The 20265-nt window shown below is 66.2% G+C and carries 18 protein-coding genes; 2 read left to right on the top strand and 16 right to left on the bottom strand.

The window, feature by feature from the left end; translation table 11 throughout:
* Positions 1–8: 8 nt before the first annotated feature.
* The 15 genes from rpsG to ACZ1HC_RS08275 form a co-directional block, all read right to left on the bottom strand.
* On the bottom strand, positions 9–479 hold the full coding sequence (gene rpsG / locus ACZ1HC_RS08345) for a 30S ribosomal protein S7 (RefSeq protein ID WP_472699574.1): 471 nt from the start codon (positions 477–479) through the stop codon (positions 9–11).
* A 12-nt stretch (positions 480–491) separates the two neighbouring features.
* Complete coding sequence (gene rpsL / locus ACZ1HC_RS08340; RefSeq protein ID WP_022705687.1) at positions 492–863, bottom strand: 30S ribosomal protein S12; 372 nt, start codon at positions 861–863, stop codon at positions 492–494.
* Between the two features lie 256 nt (positions 864–1119).
* Complete coding sequence (locus ACZ1HC_RS08335) at positions 1120–1941, bottom strand: glycosyltransferase (protein WP_472699573.1); 822 nt, start codon at positions 1939–1941, stop codon at positions 1120–1122.
* Complete coding sequence (locus ACZ1HC_RS08330) at positions 1941–2597, bottom strand: DMT family transporter (protein ID WP_472699572.1); 657 nt, start codon at positions 2595–2597, stop codon at positions 1941–1943. The genes ACZ1HC_RS08335 and ACZ1HC_RS08330 overlap by 1 nt, the downstream gene beginning before the upstream one ends.
* Entirely contained in the window at positions 2597–2878 is a 282-nt protein-coding gene (locus tag ACZ1HC_RS08325; RefSeq protein WP_472699571.1) for a hypothetical protein, read from the bottom strand. Before ACZ1HC_RS08325 ends, ACZ1HC_RS08330 begins: the two co-directional genes overlap by 1 nt.
* Positions 2879–3110: 232 nt before the next feature.
* Positions 3111–7322: a DNA-directed RNA polymerase subunit beta' gene (gene rpoC, locus ACZ1HC_RS08320; RefSeq protein ID WP_472699570.1), complete on the bottom strand. Its 4212-nt coding sequence runs from the start codon at positions 7320–7322 to the stop codon at positions 3111–3113.
* 52 nt (positions 7323–7374) lie between these two features.
* The gene (gene rpoB, locus ACZ1HC_RS08315) at positions 7375–11520 is read right to left on the bottom strand and encodes a DNA-directed RNA polymerase subunit beta (RefSeq protein ID WP_472699569.1); all 4146 of its coding nucleotides are present in this window, start codon (positions 11518–11520) and stop codon (positions 7375–7377) included.
* Positions 11521–11750: 230 nt separating this feature from the next.
* Complete coding sequence (rplL, locus tag ACZ1HC_RS08310) at positions 11751–12125, bottom strand: 50S ribosomal protein L7/L12 (protein WP_154766099.1); 375 nt, start codon at positions 12123–12125, stop codon at positions 11751–11753.
* Between the two features lie 64 nt (positions 12126–12189).
* Positions 12190–12705, bottom strand: coding sequence for a 50S ribosomal protein L10 (gene rplJ, locus ACZ1HC_RS08305; RefSeq protein WP_472699568.1), 516 nt, complete (start codon positions 12703–12705; stop codon positions 12190–12192).
* Between the two features lie 216 nt (positions 12706–12921).
* Positions 12922–13620 carry a 50S ribosomal protein L1 gene (rplA, locus tag ACZ1HC_RS08300; RefSeq protein WP_472699567.1) on the bottom strand — a complete coding sequence of 233 codons (699 nt, stop codon included), beginning with the start codon at positions 13618–13620 and terminating at the stop codon, positions 12922–12924.
* A 3-nt stretch (positions 13621–13623) separates the two neighbouring features.
* On the bottom strand, positions 13624–14076 hold the full coding sequence (gene rplK, locus ACZ1HC_RS08295) for a 50S ribosomal protein L11 (RefSeq protein ID WP_472699566.1): 453 nt from the start codon (positions 14074–14076) through the stop codon (positions 13624–13626).
* 75 nt (positions 14077–14151) lie between these two features.
* The gene (gene nusG / locus ACZ1HC_RS08290) at positions 14152–14688 is read right to left on the bottom strand and encodes a transcription termination/antitermination protein NusG (RefSeq protein WP_472699565.1); all 537 of its coding nucleotides are present in this window, start codon (positions 14686–14688) and stop codon (positions 14152–14154) included.
* A 173-nt stretch (positions 14689–14861) separates the two neighbouring features.
* Positions 14862–15059, bottom strand: coding sequence for a preprotein translocase subunit SecE (gene secE, locus ACZ1HC_RS08285; protein WP_472699564.1), 198 nt, complete (start codon positions 15057–15059; stop codon positions 14862–14864).
* Positions 15060–15148: 89 nt separating this feature from the next.
* Positions 15149–15685, bottom strand: a complete 537-nt coding sequence (gene mog / locus ACZ1HC_RS08280) for a molybdopterin adenylyltransferase (protein ID WP_472699563.1) — start codon at positions 15683–15685, stop codon at positions 15149–15151.
* Between the two features lie 81 nt (positions 15686–15766).
* On the bottom strand, positions 15767–16993 hold the full coding sequence (locus tag ACZ1HC_RS08275) for an argininosuccinate synthase (RefSeq protein WP_472699562.1): 1227 nt from the start codon (positions 16991–16993) through the stop codon (positions 15767–15769).
* Positions 16994–17107: 114 nt separating this feature from the next.
* On the opposite strand from ACZ1HC_RS08275, the gene ilvA reads away from it, so the two are divergent.
* Positions 17108–18364: a threonine ammonia-lyase IlvA gene (gene ilvA / locus ACZ1HC_RS08270; RefSeq protein ID WP_472699561.1), complete on the top strand. Its 1257-nt coding sequence runs from the start codon at positions 17108–17110 to the stop codon at positions 18362–18364.
* A 60-nt stretch (positions 18365–18424) separates the two neighbouring features.
* Positions 18425–19729 (top strand): PP2C family protein-serine/threonine phosphatase, encoded by a 1305-nt coding sequence (locus ACZ1HC_RS08265; protein WP_472699560.1) that lies wholly within the window; start codon positions 18425–18427, stop codon positions 19727–19729.
* Here ACZ1HC_RS08265 and ACZ1HC_RS08260 read toward each other — a convergent pair.
* Complete coding sequence (locus ACZ1HC_RS08260; RefSeq protein ID WP_472699559.1) at positions 19726–20169, bottom strand: NUDIX domain-containing protein; 444 nt, start codon at positions 20167–20169, stop codon at positions 19726–19728. The two genes, ACZ1HC_RS08265 and ACZ1HC_RS08260, sit on opposite strands and share 4 nt — an antisense overlap.
* Positions 20170–20265 lie beyond the last annotated feature (96 nt).

Genomic DNA, 20265 nt, shown 5'->3' with positions numbered 1-20265 from the left:
CTTTCGCCTTACCAGCGGTAGTGGCTGAACGCCTTGTTGGCGTCGGCCATCTTATGCGTGTCTTCGCGCTTCTTGACGGCGGTGCCGCGGCCGTTCACGGCATCGGCCAGCTCGCCCGCAAGGCGTTCTTCCATCGTGTTCTCGTTGCGCTTCTTGGACGCGTCGATCAGCCAGCGGATCGCCAGGGCCTCGCGGCGGGTCGGACGGACCTCGACCGGGACCTGGTAGGTGGCGCCGCCGACGCGGCGCGAACGCACCTCGACCGAGGGCTTCACGTTGTCGAGGGCCTCGTGGAACACCTCGATCGGCTCGCGCTTGAGACGGGTCTGCACGCGGTCGAGCGCCGAATAGACGATCCGCTCGGCCACGGACTTCTTGCCGTCAACCATAAGGTTGTTCATGAATTTGGTCAGCACGCGATCGCCATACTTGGCGTCGGGCAGGACTTCGCGCTTTTCAGCGGCGTGACGACGGGACATGGATGCCTCTCCTTATTTCGGACGCTTGGCGCCGTATTTCGAACGACGCTGGCGACGATCCTTGACGCCCTGGGTATCCAGCACACCGCGCAGGATGTGATAGCGGACACCCGGAAGGTCCTTGACGCGGCCGCCGCGGATCAGCACGACGCTGTGTTCCTGCAGGTTGTGCTTTTCGCCCGGAATGTAGGAGATCACCTCGAAGCCATTCGTCAGGCGCACCTTGGCGACCTTCCGCATGGCGGAGTTCGGTTTCTTCGGCGTCGTGGTATAGACGCGCGTGCAGACGCCGCGCTTCTGCGGGCAGCCCTGCAGGTGCTGCGACTTCGAGCGCTGCACCTTGGGCTGCCGCGGTTTGCGGATCAGCTGTTGGATCGTCGGCATTCGGTTCCCCGTCTTGCTCTGTCAATACTCGCAACCGGCCGGTTGCGCCGCTTCTCGACGGCATCCCGCGCGAATCGCGAAATGCCAAACCCATCCTTCCCCGGGCTCCGGGGTGGAGGGGAAAATTCCAGAGGATCGAGGCAGTTAACGGCCCGGATCGTGACCACGAGAGGTTCTGGCCCCCGTCCGGTTTCCCGTCGGGTCTGCGGCGTATAGGCGGAATTGGCCCGACTGTCAACATGACCGCGGGGGCCGGTCAGGCCGCAGCCAGCCGCCGCGCCAGGTCCGAAAGCCCGGCACGGGTCAGATTGAAGCGGCTCACAAGCTGCCGGTCAAGCGCTTCCGGGGCGATCTCCCAGGGGATCCCCGGCCCCATGTCGCCCGAGTCGCTGTCGCCGTGGATGCCGCGCAGGAACATCAGCGGCCGCGTGACGGTCACGCCGGGCATCCACAGCGGCAGCTTCGTGTGGTCGAAATGCAGGGCGGTCTTGCCTTCGTCCGGTCGCAGGAAGATCGTCAGCGCGACCCCCATGTTGTGGGCGATGCGCGGCACGAAGCGGGCGCCCCCTGCTTCGACCTGCATCATCAGCCCGCGCGCATGGTCCAACGACAGCCGCCCCTCGGCCTGCCACAGATCGCGAACCCGCGCGAAATCCGCCCGGGCGCGGGCGACATAGTCGATGGCCACGGCATCGTCGTCGTCGTGCCGGAAATGGCCGATGACATCGGCTGCGGCATCGACATGAGGCGCGACGGCGGCGCGGCAGGCCTCGAGGTGGCGCTCCATCGGCGGGACCAGCTCAAGGCGCAGCTGCGGATGGCCGGCGACCAGCTGGCGCAGTTCCGACAGCCAGGGCTGCGGCAGGTCCGGGCCGGTCAGGATGACAAGGGTGAAATCGCCATCCGTCTGCGCCAGCCAGCCCGGCAAGGCCACGGTCCTGAACCACAGCCAGCGGCGTGCCAGCCGGGCGGGATCGTACAGGAAGGCGCGCCGCGCCTCGATGCTGGGATGATCCTTCTGGTAGCCGCGCAGTCCCAGATAGGAAAACCGGCACAGGCCCAGCATCTGAACCCGCATCAGCGCGCCCTGCCCAGCCGCGCCTCGCGCCAGATGGTATAGATCCCGGCGGCCACCACCAGGGCCGATCCCGTCCAGGTCCAGGGGTCGGGCCATTCGCCGAAGACGATCAGCCCCATCGCGATCGCCACCAGCAGCGAGGTATAGCGGAAGGGCGCCACATAGGACATCTCTCCCACGCGCATCGAGGCCACGGCGCTGACATAGCCCACCGTGAGGAAGGCGCTGCCCATCGCCAGCAGCATCACCTGCGAGGCATGGGGCAGGATCCAGCCCTGCCCCAGGCTGATGACCAGCCCGACCAGCGTCACCCCCGCCGCCGCGTAGAAGGCGATCGTTGCCGAGGTGATGTCGCCGCCGAAATTGCGCGTCGCCAGGTCGCGCAGCGCGACCATCGCCATCGCCCCCACCGCCACGATGGCCCAGGGGCCCAAGACCTCGCCCCCCGGGCGCAGGATCAGAAGGACGCCCAGAAAGCCCGCGATCACCGCGCCGATGCGGCGCCAGCCCAGCGTCTCGCCAAAGAACAGCGCGGCCGCGACCATCACCACCAGCGGCAGCGCCTGCATGATCGCCGACAGATCGCCCATGGCCATGTGCTGCAGCGCGTTGAGAAACAGCATGGTCGAGGCGATTTCCCCGATGGTCCGCCACATCATCGGGCCGCGGGCGCGCAAGGGGATGCGCAGGCGCAGCCCCCCAGGCGCGGGGCGACGGCGGCGATGAAGCCCATCACGAAGATCCCGCGCAGGGTGATCGCCTGATACAGGGGCATGTCCTGCGCCACGAACTTCATCACCGTGTCGTTCAACCCGAAGGCGACCATGCACAGCGTCATGATCAGCGCGCCCCGCAGGTTGTCGCCCGGCCGATGCGTCAGCGGGCGGACCGAGGCGGGCCGGACGCGCCGGATCGGGGACAGGAGAGGAGTGCGCATGTCAGGATTCGCCAGAGGATCGCTGCCTTCGGGTAAGGCATTGCCCGACGGTCCGGCAAGCGGATTGTGCGGGATGCGCAACCGGCCAAGACCGCCCGATGGCGGGGTCGCTGCCCGGCCGCGGCCTTGGCGGGGCCAGGCGGTCTGCTTTCCCCGGCCCATCGGCTCGGGACCCCCGAACGGCGAAAGGCCCGGCATTGCTGCCGGGCCTTTGCCTGTCGCGGGCCTTCGATCACTGGCCAGAGCCGTCCGAGGCAGTCTCCTCTGCCGCGGGCGCCATCAGGGCGGCGGCGGCTTCGGCCTCGGCGCGGCGCGCCTCGATCACCTGGTTGTCGCGTTCGGTGGCGATGCGGCGGATGCGGGCGGTGGCACCGCCCGTTCCCGCCGGGATCAGCCGGCCGACGATGACGTTCTCCTTCAGGCCCAGCAGCTTGTCGCGCTTGCCCTGAACGGCCGCCTCGGTCAGAACCCGGGTCGTTTCCTGGAAGGACGCGGCCGAGATGAAGCTGCGGGTCTGCAGCGACGCCTTGGTGATGCCCAGCAGCACGGGTTCCCCCTGCGCCGGACGGCCACCGCGGGCCTCGATCTTGGCGTTCTCCTCCTCGAACTCGTCGCGCTCGACATGCTCGCCCTTCAGCAGCGTGGTGTCGCCGCTGTCGGTGATCTCGATCTTCTGCAGCATCTGGCGGACGATCACCTCGATGTGCTTGTCGTTGATCTTCACGCCCTGCAGCCGATAGACGTCCTGCACCTCGTCGATCAGGTAATCCGCAAGCGCCTCGATCCCCATGATCCGCAGGATGTCGTGGGGCGCCGGGTTGCCGTCCATGATGTAGTCGCCCCGCTGCACGAAGTCGCCTTCCTGCACCGGAATGTGCTTGCCTTTCGGCACCATGTATTCAACCGGCGCCACCCCGTCTTCCGACGGCTCGATGGTGATGCGGCGCTTGTTCTTGTAGTCCTTGCCGAAGCGGACATAGCCGTCGATCTCGGCGATGATCGCGTGGTCCTTGGGACGCCGGGCCTCGAACAGTTCGGCCACGCGGGGCAGACCCCCGGTGATGTCCTTGGTCCGGGCGCCTTCCCGCGGGATCCGCGCCACCACGTCGCCCGCGCGGATCTCCTGCTGGTCCTCGACCGACAGGATCGCGTCCACCGACATCGGATAGCTGATCGGGTTGCCCTGTTCGTTGCGCACCGGTTCGCCGTTCTCATCCATGATGATGATCTCGGGCTTCAGGTCGTTGCCTTTCGGCGCGGAACGCCAGTCGGTGACGATCTTCTGCGTCATGCCGGTCGCATCGTCCGTCTCGTCGCGGACCGAGATCCCCGAGAGCAGGTCGACGAACTTCGTCACACCGCCCTTTTCGGCGATGATCGGCAGGGTATAGGGATCCCACTCGAACAGCTTGGCGCCGCGGATCACCCGTTCGCCTTCCTTCACGAACAGCTTGCTGCCGTAGAACAGCTTGTGGCTGGCGCGTTCCTGGCCCTGATCGTCCAGGATCAGCAACTGCATGTTGCGCGACATCACGACCTGTTCGCCATTGGCGTTGGTCAGGATGTTCTCGTTGCGGAACTGGACCGTGCCTTCGTGCGAGGCCGCTTGGAAGGACTGCTGGCCGCCCTGGGCGATGCCGCCGATGTGGAAGGTCCGCATCGTCAGCTGCGTGCCGGGTTCGCCGATCGACTGGGCGGCGATGATGCCGACCGCCTCGCCGATGTTGACCAGCGTGCCGCGGGCCAGGTCGCGGCCATAGCACAGCGCGCAGATCCCGTCCTCGGATTCGCAGGTCAGGGCCGAACGGATGCGGACCGCCTGGACGCCCGCCTGCTCGATGGCGTCGGCCTTGCGCTCGTCGATCACCTCGTTCTTGCGGACGATGATCTCGTCCTGGCCCGGAACCAGCACGTCCTCGGCCGCGGTGCGGCCCAGCACGCGTTCGGACAGCGGGCTGATGACCTCGCCATCGTTGACCGCCGCCGAAGCGGTGATCGCCTGCTCGGTCCCGCAGTCGTGTTCGCGGATGATGCAGTCCTGCGCCACGTCCACCAGACGCCGCGTCAGATAGCCCGAGTTCGCCGTCTTCAGCGCGGTGTCCGACAGACCCTTCCGGGCGCCGTGGGTCGAGTTGAAGTATTCAAGAACGGTCAGGCCTTCCTTGAAGTTCGAGATGATCGGCGTCTCGATGATCTCGCCCGAGGGCTTGGCCATCAGCCCGCGCATCCCGCCCAGCTGCTTCATCTGGTTGGTCGAACCGCGGGCGCCCGAATGGGCCATCATGTAGACGCTGTTCGGCTCCATCTCGGCGCCGTTCTCGTCCTTCTTGACGGCCGAGATGGTGGCCATCATCGCCTCGGTCACGCGGTCGTTGCATTTCGACCAAGCGTCCACGACCTTGTTGTACTTCTCGCCCTGGGTGATGAGGCCGTCGAGATACTGCTGCTCGAACTCCTTCACCTGCTCCTGGACTTCCTCGACGATGGTCCACTTGTTGTCGGGCACCACCATGTCGTCCTTGCCGAAGCTGATGCCGGCGCGGAAGGCCTCGCGGAAGCCCAGGCCCATGATCTGGTCGCAGAAGATCACCGATTCCTTCTGACCGCAGTAGCGATAGACGGTGTCGATGACGTGCTGCACGTCCTTCTTGCGCAGCAGGCGGTTGACCAGCTCGAAGGGCGCCTTGGCGTTCATCGGCAGCAGCGCGCCCAGCCGGACGCGGCCCGGCGTGGTCTCGTACCGCTTGACGACCTCGTTGCCGTTCTCGTCGATCTGCTTGATGCGCGCGGTGATCCTGGCGTGCAGATGCACCTCGCCGGCGGCAAGGGCGTGCTCGACCTCGTTCACGTTGGCGAAGGCCATGCCCTCGCCCTTCATGCCGTCGCGCTGCATCGAGACGTAGTACAGCCCCAGAACCATGTCCTGCGACGGCACGATGATCGGCGCGCCGTTGGCGGGCGACAGCACGTTGTTCGTGGACATCATCAGGACGCGGGCTTCCAGCTGCGCTTCCAGCGACAGCGGAACGTGCACGGCCATCTGGTCGCCGTCGAAGTCGGCGTTGAAGGCCGAACAGACCAGCGGGTGCAGCTGGATCGCCTTGCCCTCGATCAGGATGGGTTCGAACGCCTGGATGCCCAGGCGGTGCAGCGTCGGCGCGCGGTTCAGCAGGACCGGATGCTCGCGGATCACCTCGTCCAGGATGTCCCAGACCTCGGGGCGTTCCTTCTCGACCAGCTTCTTGGCCTGCTTGACGGTGGACGACAGCCCCTTTGCTTCCAGCCGCGAATAGATGAACGGCTTGAACAGTTCCAAGGCCATCTTCTTGGGCAGCCCGCACTGGTGCAGCTTCAGTTCCGGCCCGGTCACGATCACCGAACGCCCCGAGAAGTCCACGCGCTTGCCCAGCAGGTTCTGGCGGAACCGGCCCTGCTTGCCCTTCAGCATGTCGGACAGCGACTTCAGCGGACGGCGGTTGTTGCCGGTGATGACGCGGCCGCGGCGGCCGTTGTCGAACAGCGCATCGACCGATTCCTGCAGCATCCGCTTTTCGTTGCGCACGATGATGTCGGGCGCGCGCAGCTCGATCAGGCGCTTGAGGCGGTTGTTGCGGTTGATGACCCGGCGATAGAGGTCGTTGAGGTCGGACGTGGCGAAGCGACCGCCGTCCAGCGGCACCAGCGGGCGCAGTTCCGGCGGAATGACCGGGATCACCGTCAGCACCATCCATTCGGGACGGTTGCCCGATTCCAGGAAGGATTCGACGATCTTCAGCCGCTTGATGATCTTCTTGGGCTTCAGCTCGCCCGTGGCTTCCTTCAGATCCTCGCGCAGCTGGTCGGCGGTCGCCTGCAGGTCGATATTGGCCAGCATCGCCCGAATCGCCTCGGCGCCGATATCGGCGCTGAAGGCGTCGGCGCCATACTGGTCCTGCGCATCGAGGAATTCCTCCTCGGTCAGCAGCTGGCCATAGGTCAGGTCGGTCAGGCCCGGCTCGATGACGACATAGTTTTCAAAGTACAGGATCCGTTCCAGATCGCGCAGCGTCATGTCCAGCATCAGGCCGATGCGGGACGGCAGCGACTTCAGGAACCAGATATGGGCCACCGGCGCGGCCAGTTCGATATGGCCCATGCGTTCGCGGCGGACCTTCTGCAAGGTCACTTCCACACCGCATTTCTCGCAGACGAGGCCGCGATACTTCATCCGCTTGTACTTGCCGCAGAGGCATTCATAGTCCTTGATCGGACCGAAGATGCGCGCGCAGAACAGCCCGTCGCGTTCCGGCTTGAACGTGCGGTAGTTGATGGTTTCGGGCTTCTTCACCTCGCCATAGGACCAGGCGAGGATTTCCTCGGGCGAGGCCAGCGAGATCTTGATTTCGTCGAACTGCCGCGGCGGCGCCAGCGGGTTCAGGGGATTGGTGGCGAGTTCCTGGTTCATTCTCAATTCCTAATGAAGGGCACGGGGGGAAGGGTGTGAGGGCGCGCGGCCCTCACTCCTCCTCCTCCGCATCCAGGAGTTCCATGTTGAGGCCCAGACCCCGGACCTCCTTGACCAGCACGTTGAACGATTCCGGCACGCCGGCCTCGAAGTTGTCGTCGCCCTTGACGATGGATTCATAGACCTTGGTCCGGCCCGCCACGTCGTCCGACTTGACCGTGAGCATCTCCTGCAGGGTGTAGGCGGCGCCATAGGCTTCCAGCGCCCAGACCTCCATCTCACCCAGACGCTGGCCGCCGAACTGCGCCTTGCCGCCCAGCGGTTGCTGGGTGACCAGGCTGTAGGGCCCGGTGGACCGCGCGTGCATCTTGTCGTCGACAAGGTGGTGCAGCTTCAGGACATACTTCATCCCCACCGTCACCTTGCGCGAGAACTGCTCGCCCGTGCGGCCGTCGAAAACCACGGACTGCCCCGAGGTGTCGAAGCCCGCGCGCGTCAGCGCGTCGTTCACGTCGGCCTCCTTGGCGCCGTCGAAGACCGGCGTGGCGATGGGAACGCCGGTGCGGACGGTGTTGGCATGTTCCACCAGCAGGTCGTCATCCATGCCCTCGAAGGTTTCGGCATACATGTCGTCGCCATAGCCGATGCGCATCGCCTCGCGGACCGGAGCCATGTCGCCGTTGCGGCGGTATTCCTCCAGCGCCTCGTCGATCTTGATGCCAAGACCGCGCGATGCCCAGCCCATGTGGGTTTCCAGGATCTGGCCCACGTTCATGCGCGACGGCACGCCCAGCGGGTTCAGCACCAGATCGACCGGGGTGCCGTCCGCGAGGAACGGCATGTCCTCGATCGGCACGACCTTGGACACCACGCCCTTGTTGCCGTGACGCCCGGCCATCTTGTCGCCCGCCTGCAGCTTGCGCTTCACGGCGACAAAGACCTTGACCATCTTCATCACGCCCGGCGGCAGGTCGTCGCCCTGACGGACCTTCTCGACCTTGTCCTCGAAGCGGGCTTCAAGCGCCTTCTTCTGGGCGTCGTACTGATGGTTCAGCGCCTCGATTTCCTTGGCGGTGTCCTCGTCGCTGACGGCAAGCTGCCACCACTGGCCGCGCGACACCGTGGCCAGCAGATCCTCGGTGATCTCGCTGTTGGCCTTGATGCCCTTCGGACCCTTGACAGCGGTCCTGCCAAGGATCAGCGACTTCAGGCGCGCATAGATGTTGCGGTCCAGGATCGCCTGTTCGTCGTCGCGGTCGCGGGCCAGACGCTCGACTTCCTCGCGCTCGATCTGCAGGGCGCGTTCGTCCTTGTCCACGCCGTGGCGGTTGAAGACCCGGACTTCCACGATCGTCCCGTAGGCCCCCGGCGGCAGCCGCAGCGAGGTGTCGCGCACGTCGCTGGCCTTTTCGCCGAAGATGGCGCGCAGCAGCTTTTCTTCCGGGGTCATGGGGCTTTCGCCCTTGGGGGTGATCTTGCCCACCAGGATGTCGCCCGGTCCGACCTCGGCGCCGATATAGACGATGCCGGCTTCATCCAGGTTGCGCAGGGCTTCCTCGCCCACGTTGGGGATGTCGCGGGTGATTTCCTCGGGCCCCAGCTTGGTGTCGCGGGCCGCAACCTCGTATTCGTCGATATGGATCGAGGTGAACACGTCGTCGCGGTGGATCCGTTCCGAGATCAGGATCGAGTCCTCGTAGTTGTAGCCGTTCCAGGGCATGAAGGCGACGACCACGTTGCGGCCGATCGCCAGTTCGCCCTGATCTGTCGAGGGACCGTCGGCGATGACCTGGCCGCCCACCACCTTCTCGCCCACCTTGACCAGCGGCCGCTGGTTGATGGTCGAGGACTGGTTGGACCGCTTGAACTTGCGCAGGCGATAGATGTCCACGCCCGCATCGCCCGCGCCCAGCCCTTCGGTGGCGCGCACGACGATGCGCTGCGCATCGACCTGGTCGATGACGCCGCCGCGCCGCGCCATGATGGCGGCGCCACTGTCACGCGCCACCGTTGCTTCCATGCCGGTGCCGACGAAGGGCGCCTCGGCGCGCAGCAGAGGCACCGCCTGGCGCTGCATGTTGGAACCCATCAGCGCGCGGTTGGCGTCGTCGTTTTCCAGGAACGGGATCAGCGCGGCCGCGACCGACACAAGCTGCTTGGGCGACACGTCGATCAGATCGACGGCATCGACCGGGTTCAGCATGAAGTCGCCCGCCTGGCGGGTGCTGACCAGTTCATCGACGAAGCGGCCTTCGGCGTCCAGCGTCGCGTTGGCCTGGGCCACGGTGTGGCGCATCTCCTCGGTCGCGGACATGTAGACCACGTCATCGGTCACGCGGCCGTCCACCACCTTACGATAGGGGGTCTCGATGAAGCCGTACTTGTTCACCCGGGCAAAGGTCGCCAGGCTGTTGATGAGGCCGATGTTCTGGCCTTCGGGCGTCTCGATCGGGCACATCCGCCCGTAATGGGTCGGGTGAACGTCGCGCACCTCGAAGCCTGCGCGTTCGCGCGTCAGACCGCCCGGCCCAAGCGCCGACAGGCGCCGCTTGTGCGTCACCTCGGACAGCGGGTTGGTCTGGTCCATGAACTGCGACAGCTGCGAGCTGCCGAAGAATTCACGAACGGCAGCCGCGGCCGGCTTGGCGTTGATCAGATCCTGCGGCATCACGGTGTCGATCTCGACGCCCGACATGCGCTCGCGGATGGCGCGTTCCATGCGCAGCAGTCCGACGCGATACTGGTTCTCCATCAGCTCGCCCACCGAACGCACCCGGCGGTTGCCCAGATGGTCGATGTCGTCGATCTCGCCCTTGCCGTCGCGCAGTTCCACAAGACCGCGCACGCAGGCGACGATATCCTCGGGGCGCAGCGTCCGCTGGGTGTCGGGCGCGTCCAGATCCAGGCGCATGTTCATCTTGACCCGGCCCACGGCCGACAGGTCGTACCGCTCGCTGTCGAAGAACAGGCTGTTGAACAGGGTCTGCGCGGCCTCGACGGTGGGGGGCTCGCCCGGGCGCATGACGCGGTAGATGTCCATGAGCGCGCCTTCGCGGCCCAGGTTCTTGTCGGCGGCCATGGTGTTGCGGATATAGGGTCCGACGTTCACATGGTCGATGTCCAGCACCGGGATCTCGGTGATGTCGTTGTCCAGCAGCACCTTGAGCAGCCCGCCCGACAATTCGCCGTCGCGGTTGTATTCGGCGGTGATCTCGTCACCGGCCTCGGCATAGATGAAGCCCGTGGTGTCGTTGACGATGTCCTTGGCGACGAAGCGGCCGACGATGCGTTCGAACGGGACCAGCAGGTTCAGGGCCTCGCCCGATTCCTGCAGCTTCTTGACCAGCCGCGGGGTGACCTTGTCGCCGGCCTTGGCGATCACCTCGCCGGTGTCGGCATTGACGAGGTCGTAGGACGGACGGGTGCCGCGCACGCGTTCGGGGAAGAAGCGCGTGACCCAGCCCTGCGACCGGCCCTCGCGGCGCAGGGTATAGTGCACGGTCTGGTAGAAGGCATCCATGATGCCTTCCTGGTCCATGCCAAGCGCATAGAGCAGCGTCGTCACCGGCAGCTTGCGGCGGCGGTCGATGCGCGCGAACACCAGATCCTTGGCGTCGAACTCGAAGTCCAGCCAGGACCCGCGATAGGGAATGATGCGGCAGGCGAACAGCAGCTTGCCCGAGGAATGGGTCTTGCCGCGGTCGTGGTCGAAGAACACGCCGGGGCTGCGGTGCATCTGCGACACCACCACGCGTTCGGTGCCGTTCACGATGAACGTGCCGTTCTGCGTCATCAGGGGCATGTCGCCCATGAAGACGTCCTGTTCCTTGATGTCCTTGACCGACTTCGCGCCGGTGTTCTCATCGACGTCGAACACGATCAGGCGCAGCGTCACCTTCAGCGGCGCCGCATAGGTCATGTCGCGCTGCTGGCATTCGTCCACGTCGTATTTCGGCCGCTCCAGTTCGTATTTCACGAACTCCAGCGTCGCGGTCTCGTTGAAGTCCTTGATCGGGAAGACCGACTGGAAAACGCCCTGGATGCCTTCGCCGTCGTGATGGCCCTCGCCCTCGCCCGAGTTCAGGAACAGGTCGTAGGAGGACTTCTGGACCTCGATCAGGTTCGGCATCTCCAGCACTTCGCGGATGTTGCCGTAATAGCGCCGGATACGCTTCTGGCCGACATAGGATTGCGCCATGGGGTCTTGTCACCTTTCGTCTTCGCGCGCGGTCCTGGTCGGGGCACCCAGGACACGGGCCTACGAATGCAGGGGGTAAGGTTCCATTCGTGCCGTGCGTCCCACCGCCCGGCTCCCGAACCTTGAACATGCCCTGAAGGAATGTCTGGATCAGACCGTCCTTCAAGACAGGTTCGGCAGGGACCGGGAAAACCCCGGACCCTGCCCTGTCGCCTCGGCCCGAGGGCCGATTACTTCAGCTCGACCTTGGCGCCAGCCGCCTCGAGCTTCTTCTTCATTTCCTCGCCATCGGCCTTGGAAGCGCCTTCCTTGACCTTGCCGCCGGCTTCAACCAGATCCTTGGCCTCTTTCAGGCCCAGGCCGGTGATCGCGCGCACTTCCTTGATCACGTTGATCTTGTTGGCGCCGGCTTCGACCAGGACGACGTCGAATTCGGTCTTTTCCTCGGCGGCTTCGGCCGGGCCGGCGGCCGGGCCGGCCATCATGACGGCGCCGCCGGCGGCGGGCTCGATGCCGTACTTGTCCTTCAGGATGGTCTTCAGTTCCTGGGCTTCCAGCAGGGTCAGGCCCACGATTTGTTCGGCGAGTTGGTTCAGATCAGCCATTTTTCCGTTCTTTCAGTTAAGGGTCCAACGTCGGGTTTTCAACCACGCGCGGGATGTCGGTTGCTTACGCAGCCTCACGTTCCTCGAGGGTCGTGAGGATGCTCGCGATGGTGCTGGCAGGCGCGCCAATGGCGCCGGCGATGCTCGAGGCAGGCGCACCGAGGCAGGACACGATCTGAGCGATCAGCTCTTCACGCGACGGCATCGAGGCGACGGCTTTCACACCGGCCGGGTCCAGGGCCGTGTCACCCATCGCACCGCCCAGGATCACGAAACGATCGTTGTCCTTGGCGTATTGGTCGGCGATCCGCGCGGCAGCGGTCGGATCCTCCGAATAGGTGATCACGGTCATGCCCGTCAGGTAGTCGGCGATGCTTGCGCAAGGCTTACCTTCCAGGGCGATCTTGGCGAGCTTGTTCTTGGCCACGCGAACCGAACCGCCGGCTTCGCGCATGCGCGAGCGGAGGTCCTGCATATGGGCAACCGTCATCCCCTCGTAGTGGGCAACCACCACGACGCCAGAGCTTTCAAAGATCTGGCCGAGTTCTTCGACCACCTGTTCTTTTTGCGCTCTATCCACGGTTTCACTCCAAGTTGGGGGTTTCCCCCGGCTCTCACTTTTCCCGCCCGAAGGGCAGGTCGGGTCCGTCTAGGGCAAGATCACCCGAAGGAAACCTTCGGAAAAATGCTTCCCCATCTCGGGAAGGACATTAAGCCAGGTTACCCCGGCACCCTCCGTCTCGGACAGGACGGGGCAACGCTGCCCCGCCATCCCGGCCCGAAGGCCGGAAATTCCTCAATGGGCCGTCGCCGAGGCCACGTCCACCGACACGCCCGGCCCCATGGTCGAGCTGATCGAGACCTTCTTCATGTAGGTCCCCTTCGCGCCCGAGGGCTTGGCCCGGCTGACCGCGTCCACGAAGGCGCGCAGGTTCTGGGCCAGCTTGTCGGCATCGAAGCTGACCTTGCCGATGCCGGCATGGACGACGCCCGCCTTCTCGGCCTTGAACTGGACCTCGCCGCCCTTGGCGGCTTCGACCGCGGACTTCACGTCAACCGTGACCGTGCCGACCTTGGGGTTCGGCATCAGGTTGCGCGGACCCAGGATCTTGCCCAGGCGGCCCACGAGCGGCATCATGTCCGGCGTCGCGATGCAGCGGTCGAACTCGATCTTGCCGGACTGGATGGTTTCCATCAGATCCTCGGCACCGACGATGTCGGCACCGGCGGCGCGGGCCTCGTCGGCCTTGGGGCCGCGGGCGAAGACGGCGACGCGGACATCCTTGCCGGTGCCGGCGGGCAGCGTCACGACGCCGCGCACCATCTGGTCGGCATGGCGCGGATCGACGCCCAGGTTCAGCGCGATCTCGACCGTCTCGTCGAACTTGGCCGAGGCGGCGGTCTTGACCAGGCTGATCGCGTCCTCGACGGTCAGGTTGGCCTTGCCCTCGAACTGCGCGCGGGCGGCGGCCTTCTTCTTGGAAATCTTCGCCATGATTTAGCCTCTCACCTCGATGCCGATCGACCGGGCCGAGCCGAGGATGATCTTCATCGCCTGATCGACGTCATTGGCCGACAGGTCCTTCATCTTGGCTTCGGCGATCTCGCGGACCTGCTTGACGGTCACGGTTCCGGCCACCGCGCGGCCGGGCTTGTCCGATCCCTTGGCGCGGTTGCGCTTGCCGACCGGCTTGAGGCCGGCGGCCTTCTTCAGCAGGAAGGACGCGGGCGGCGTCTTGGTCTCGAAGCTGAACGACTTGTCGGCGTAATAGGTGATGACCACCGGCACCGGAGAGCCCTGCTCCATGTCCTGGGTCTTGGCGTTGAATTCCTTGCAGAACGCCATGATGTTGATGCCGCGCTGGCCCAGGGCCGGGCCGACGGGGGGCGACGGGTTCGCCTGACCCGCCTTGATTTGCAGCTTGAGGCTGCCGACGACTTTCTTGGCCATAGGGCCTTCTCCTTATCATCACGCCTGCGATGCAGGCCGACTTAGCGGTGCGGCGTCACAGCCTCCCGCGCACGATCACGAGGCTTTGGACACCTGCGTGAATTCCAGTTCGACCGGCGTGGGCCGGCCGAAGATCGACACCGTGACCTTGAGGCGCGACGAGATCTCGTCCACCTCCTCGACCATCCCCGAGAAGCCGTCGAAGGGACCGTCGGTGACGTTCACCTTCTCGCCGATCTCGAAGCGGATCAGGTTGCGCGGCGCGGCCTTCTCGCCCTCGCCGCTGCGGTTCAGCATCGCGTTGACCTCGTCATCGCGCATCGGCATGGGCTTGCCCTGCGCGCCCAGAAAGCCCGTGACGCGGTTGATCGAGTTCACCAGGTGATAGGTCCGGTCCGACATCTCCATGTGGACCAGCACGTAGCCCGGCATGAAGCGGCGCTCCGAGGTCACCTTCTTGCCGCGGCGGATCTCGATCACCTCCTCGGTGGGGACCAGCACCTCGTCGATCTGATCTTCCAGACCCTTCTCGGCGACGGCCTGCCGAATCGCCTCGGCGACCTTCTTTTCGAAGTTCGACAGGACGCTGACCGAATACCAACGCTTTGCCATGTTTTCGATCGACCCCTGCTCGTCTGAAGGGAATCACCCGGACTGACGGGCAACCCCTTGAATTCCTGTTCGTCCGTCAAAATCGAAACGGGCGCGCAACCGGATTTCGATGCGCGCCGTTTGCCGGACAGTCGGGGGCAAATACCGCCCCGTGCCCGCAATTGCAAGCCCGATCAGCCGCTGATGAGCCGCAGCCCCTCGGTGATGCCGAAGCGGATCGCCAGGTCCACCAGCGAGAAGAACACCGCGAACAGCGCGGCCAGGATCAGCACCATGATGGTCGTGGTGACCACCTCGCGCCGCGTCGGCCACGAGATCTTGGCGGCCTCGGCACGGACCTGGTTGATGAACTGGACGGGATTGGTGGCCACGGCAGGCTCCTTGCACAAGTCGAGCGCCCATGTAGCGGCCCCGGCCCTGCGGTTCAAGCCCGGCGTTGCCGGGCCGCGCGCCCCGCGCCTCAGCCGTTCGCCGGCCGGAACGCCTTCACCTTCGCGGGATTGGTCTCCAGCCGTGCCGCGCCGATCAGGTCCAGGCAATAGGGCACCGCCGCGAAGACCGCGTTCAGGCAGGTCACGATCGCCGCGGGCTTGCCGGGCAGGGTGATGATCAGCGTGGCGGCCCGGATCACCGCCGTCTGGCGCGACAGGATGGCGGTCGGAACCTCGGCCAGCGAGGCGCGGCGCATCTCCTCGCCGAAGCCCGCCAGTTCCTTTTCGGCCACGTCCATCACCGCCTCGGGCGTCTGGTCGCGCGGCGCGGGGCCGGTGCCCCCGGTCACGAGGATCAGGTCCGCCCCGCCCTCCACCATCTCGCGCAGCGTCGCGGCCACCCCCTCGCGCCCGTCGGGGACGATCACCCGGTCGATCTGCATGGCCGAGGTCACGACGTCGCGCAGCCAGGCCTCGGCGCCGGGGCCGCCCCTGTCCTCGTAGTCGCCGCGCGCGGCGCGGTCGCTGACGGTCAGGATGCTGATGCGGGCGGGGCGGTCGGTCATGGGGCGGGCCTTCTGCTGGACCGGGCCACTGTGGGCCAGGCCCGCGCAAAAGAAAAGGCCGCGGCCCGGGATCCGCGGCGCCTACTTCGCGCGCGCGTTGCGGTTGGCGACCAGCTTCAGGCGCAGCGCATTCAGGCGAATGAAGCCCGCGGCGTCCTTCTGGTCATAGGCGCCGGCGTCGTCCTCGAAGGTGACATGGGCCTCGGAGTAGAGCGACTGCTCGGACCAGCGGCCGATGCAGCTTGCCAGCCCCTTGTAGAGCTTCAGCCGCACCGTGCCGCTGACATGCTCTTGCGACTTGTCGATCAGCGCCTGCAGCATCTCGCGTTCCGGGCTGAACCAGAAGCCGTTGTAGATCAGTTCGGCATAGCGCGGCATCAGGCTGTCCTTGAGATGGCCCGACCCCGAGTCCAGCGTGATCTGCTCGATGCCGCGATGGGCCTCCAGCAGGATCGTGCCGCCGGGCGTCTCGTAGATGCCGCGCGACTTCATGCCGACGAAGCGGTTTTCCACGAAGTCCAGCCGGCCGATGCCGTGCCGGCCGCCCAGCTCGTTCAGCCGGGTCAGGATCGTGGCGGGCGACAGCGCCTCGCCATTGATCGCGACCGCGTCGCCCCGCTCGAAGGTGATCTCCACGAATTCCGGGGTATCCGGCGCATCCTCGGGGTTCACGGTCCGCTGATAGACATAGTCGGGCGCGGGTTCGGCCGGGTTTTCCAGCGCCTTCCCCTCGGACGAGGTGTGCAGCAGGTTCGCATCCACGCTGAAGGGCGCCTCGCCGCGCTTGTCGCGGGCAATGGGAATCTGGTTGGCCTCGGCGAACTCGATCAGCTTGGTGCGCGAGGTCAGATCCCACAGCCGCCAGGGCGCGATGACCTTGATCGACGGATCCAGCGCATAGGCTGACAGCTCGAACCGCACCTGGTCGTTGCCCTTGCCGGTCGCGCCGTGCGCCACCGCATCCGCGCCGTGCTGGTGAGCCAGTTCCACCAGCCGCTTGGAAATCAGCGGCCGCGCGATCGACGTGCCCAGCAGATACAGCCCCTCATAGACCGCGTTGGCGCGGAACATCGGAAACACGAAGTCGCGCACGAATTCCTCGCGCAGGTCCTCGATATGGATGTTCTCGGGGCGGATGCCCAGCAGTTCGGCCTTGGCGCGCGCGGGTTCCAGTTCCTCGCCCTGGCCCAGGTCGGCGGTGAAGGTGATGACCTCGCAGCCGTATTCGGTCTGCAGCCATTTCAGGATGATCGAGGTGTCCAGCCCGCCCGAATAGGCAAGGACGACTTTCTTCGGCGCGTCAGACATGCGGGTAACCCTTCGGCAACGTTTCCGGCGCAATACGGCCATTCGCCCCGCCTAACAAGGGCCGGGGTGCCCTTCCCCTTGCCAAGCGCCCGCTTTCGCGTCATGCGCAGGCGCATGGAAAACGCCCCCTCCTTTGCCGCCCGCGTCCGCAGCGCCGAAGCCGCGATCCGCGACCTGTTCGAGCCCACGCCGCTTCAGCGCAACGACCATCTGTCCGCCAAGTTCGGGGCCGAGATCTGGCTCAAGCGCGAGGATCTGACGCCCGTGCGCAGCTACAAGCTGCGCGGCGCCTTCAACGCGATGCGCAAGCGGGTGACGCCGGGGGCGGCGGGCAACGCGCACTTCGTCTGCGCCAGCGCCGGCAACCACGCGCAGGGCATGGCCTACGCCTGCCGCCACTTCGGCGCCAGGGGCACGATCTTCATGCCGGTGACCACGCCCCGGCAGAAGATCGACAAGACCAAGGTGTTCGGCGGCGACGCCATCGAGATCGTCCTGACCGGCGACTACTTCGACCAGACGCTGGCGGCCTCGCAGGCCTTCGCTGCCGAACAGGACGCGCAGTTCCTGCCGCCCTTCGATTCGGCCGACGTGATCGAGGGGCAGGCGACGGTGGGCCTGGAGATCCTGGAACAGCTTGACGGGGCGCCCGATCTGGTGGTGCTGCCGGTGGGCGGAGGCGGTCTGGCGGCCGGCGTGACGCAGTATTTTGCCGACAGCGCCCCGGCCAGCCGCTTCGTCTTTGCCGAACCGCTGGGCGGCGCCAGCCTGCAGGCCGCCCTGGGGCACGGCGCGCCGGTCGCGCTGCCGGCGGTGGACAACTTCGTGGACGGCGCCGCCGTGGCCCGCATCGGCGCCCTGCCCTTCGAGGCGCTGCGCCGCTTTTCCCCCGCCGACGTGCGTCTGGCGCCCGAGGACCGGATCTGCATCACCATGCTGGAGATGCTGAACACGGAAGGCGTGGTGCTGGAGCCGGCGGGCGCGCTGGCGCTGGACGTGCTGGGCGATCTGGGCGATCTGTCGGGCAAGCGGGTGGTCTGCGTCTGTTCGGGCGGCAATTTCGACTTCGAGCGCCTGCCCGAAGTCAAGGAACGCGCGCAGCGCTTTGCGGGGGTGAAGAAGTATTTCGTCCTGCGCCTGCCGCAACGCCCCGGCGCGCTGCGCGACTTTCTGGAACTGCTGGGACCCGACGACGACGTGGCGCGGTTCGAGTATCTGAAGAAATCGGCCCGCAACTTCGGCTCGATCCTGATCGGCATCGAAACCTCGGCCCCGCAGAACCTGACCACGCTCAAGACGCGGCTGGACCACGCGGGTTTCGTCTATCGCGACATCACCAATGACGAGATCCTGGCCGAACTTCTGGTTTGACAGGATGCGTTGACGAGGGCCGTTTACGCGCCCTTTACCGCCAGGGCGTATCACGGATGCATGAAGCGCCCGAATCGCCAGACCCAAAATCTTGTCCAGCCCGCCGCCTCGGGGCTGGTGCGGCGCGTTCTGGTCGTCAGTGCCGATGTCGCGCAGCGGCGCCTCTTCTCGATCCAGCTCAGCCGCGCGCATTATGAGGTGATGGAGGCAAGCTCGGTTTCGGAAGCGCTGCAGATGTGCCAGCGGAACGAACCCGACATCGTGCTGTCGGACTGGTCCATCCCGGGGCGCACCCGGCTGGAATCCGGACTGGATCTGTGCCGAGCGTTTCGGACGGGATCGCGGCGCAGCCACGGCTACTTCGTGCTGCTGGCCTCGGCCGAGGACGAGGCGGACATTGCCCGCGGCCTCGAGGCGGGGGCCGACGACTTCCTGACCAAGCCCGTGAGCAAGCAGGATCTGCTGGTGCGCCTTGCCGCGGGCGAACGCATCCTGCGGGTCGAGGAGGACCTGCGCGCCAGCAACGCCCAGCTTCGCGCCGCGCTCGAGCGGCTGCGCGACACCCAGGCCGCCATCGAACGCGACCTGGCCGAGGCCCGCAAGCTGCAGCAGGGACTGGTCAAGCAGCGGTCCGGCCGGTTCGGGCCGATGCAGATCTCGCTGCTGCTTCGCCCGGCGGGTCATATCGGCGGCGATCTGGTGGGCTTCTTTCCCATCGGCGAGGATCGCGTGGGCCTCTATGCCCTGGACGTGTCGGGCCACGGGGTCACCGCGGCGCTTCTGACCGCGCAGCTGTCGGTGCATCTGTCGGGTACCGCCGACCAGAACGTGGCCCTGCGCGCCGCCCAGATGGGATCCGACGCCGTCAGCCCTGCGGACCTGGCCCATTTCTTCAACAACATGATGCTCGAGGAAATGGCGACCGACACCTACTACACGATGATCTACGCCGACCTGAACCACGTGACCGGGCGGTTGCGGATGGTCCAGGCCGGCCATCCTCACCCCTTCCTGCAGCGCGCCGACGGATCCGTGCGCCCCGTCGGCAATGGCGGAATGCCCATCGGCGTCTTCGAGAATCCGATCTTCGACGAGATCGACCTGGTCCTCGAGCCCGGCGACCGCCTGCTGATCTGCTCGGACGGCATCAGCGAGGCCACCAACCCCGCCGGCGCCCTTCTGGGCGATGACGGGGTCGAGGCGATCCTGCGCACCAATGCCTTCCTCGGCGGGCACGTGTTCCTGGAGTCGATGGCTTGGTCGGTGTCCGAGTTCTGCCGGGGCGACCGCCAGGACGACATCTCGGCCGTCCTCATCGAATATCTCGCCCCCGCCCAGACGGTCCCCCTGCCCCCTCGCCGCTAGATCAGGCGGCGAAAGCGCGCGAGGAAGGCCCGCGCCCCCGGATCCGCCAGAAGCGCCATCGCGACCTCGGGGCGGACCCAGCGGGCGCTGTGATGCGGCTCGGTCGGGGCAGAGCGGCGCAGCACCGGCCGCGCGATCCAGACATGGCACAGCTTTTCGGCGAAACGGCCATAGTCGGGCATGAAGGCGAAGCGGCGATAGCAGCCCAGGCGCCGGGCCATGCCGATCGACCAGCCGGTTTCCTCGTAAACCTCGCGGTGCAGGGCGCGAAGCCCGGTTTCGCCGGGGTCTATGCCGCCGCCGGGCAACTGGAACTCGGGGTCGGGCAGGGCCTGGTGCGTCAGCAGCAGATGGCCGTCGCGCACCAGCAAGCCATAGGCGCCGGCCCGCAGGTGGTGGCGCTGGCCCGGCTGCGGGGGATTGCCGTATCGGCGGATCATGGGCACCTCGGCTTGTTCGCCGCATCTCTAGCGCAGGGCGGCCCGGCGGGAAAGCGGCCCCTTGGGATCGCCGGCAAACCTCCTATATTGGTCGCG

The organism is Paracoccus sp. BR5-17, from assembly GCF_055693925.1.
This window is presented reverse-complemented; position numbering and strand designations above follow the sequence as displayed.